This is a genomic window from Bartonella sp. AC10YNML, from assembly GCF_042196825.1.
GTDB lineage: Bacteria > Pseudomonadota > Alphaproteobacteria > Rhizobiales > Rhizobiaceae > Bartonella.
Genome location: NZ_JBHIRA010000065.1, coordinates 1 through 927, shown reverse-complemented (window position 1 = coordinate 927; position 927 = coordinate 1). Strand labels below are relative to the sequence as shown.

Annotated in this window: 1 pseudogene; it reads right to left on the bottom strand. The window is 41.9% G+C overall.

Annotation, left to right across the window (positions count from 1 at the left end):
• A pseudogene (locus ACFINA_RS09645) lies at positions 1-927 on the bottom strand (hypothetical protein); the annotation flags it as partial.

Genomic DNA, 927 nt, shown 5'->3' with positions numbered 1-927 from the left:
TTTCTCATCCGTATACTTATTGGCATCTTCAAGAACTATCTTCATCTGCTCTTCAGTATAATCATGTAACTGACCACCATTAACAGCTTGCTGAGAACCTGTTTCAATCTTCCCTGCCGCTACATTGTCTATCATAACAGGTTCGCTGTCATTACCTCCTACTAACGTAATGCTATTGGTCTTTTTACCATCACTATCTTTATCATAGTTAACAACGCCATCTGTTACCGCTACTTCAATATTTTTCACATGTTGATCTATCGTATCTACTTTGTCTTCAACATCTTTTACTCTCTCATTCGTGCTCCAAAGCTGACCACCATTAACAACTTCTTGCGAGCCTTCTTCTATCTTACCATCCAATACATGCGTAATCTTACTCGACTTACCATCATGCTTCGCATCATACGCGCCTTCTTCTTCATTCCAATTCAAACCATTGCTCGCCACATTCTTCTCAACATCATGAATACGGTCGTTGATACTCGTCATACCATCACTGACACCATCAAAGGCTCCTGCTACATCATGATAGATCTTCTTTGCTGACGAACTACCATCAGAATTGAATTGCGCAACCTTGAATTCCGGAGCCCTCCATTCGCCACCTTCATAGCTAGCTCCTCCGCCTAAATACATCGCTAGCGTCTGATGCAAGGAATAAAGCTGAGAACCATTCACGGCTTCCGTCGAACCTTCAGAAAGTGTGCCCGCTTTCACGCCAGAGAGACTACGTGTATCACCATTCATGTTTGCAATTGTGATTGCACTACCCTCTTTTTCTCCACCTATCTTGATTACCTTCGTAGCATCATCCTGCTTAACAAGACTATCTCCTACAACTTTATTAATCTCATTCTGAAGCTCTTTATGAATATTCGTGAATGAATCACCAACACCAGCAAAGGCTGACGCAACATCATCATA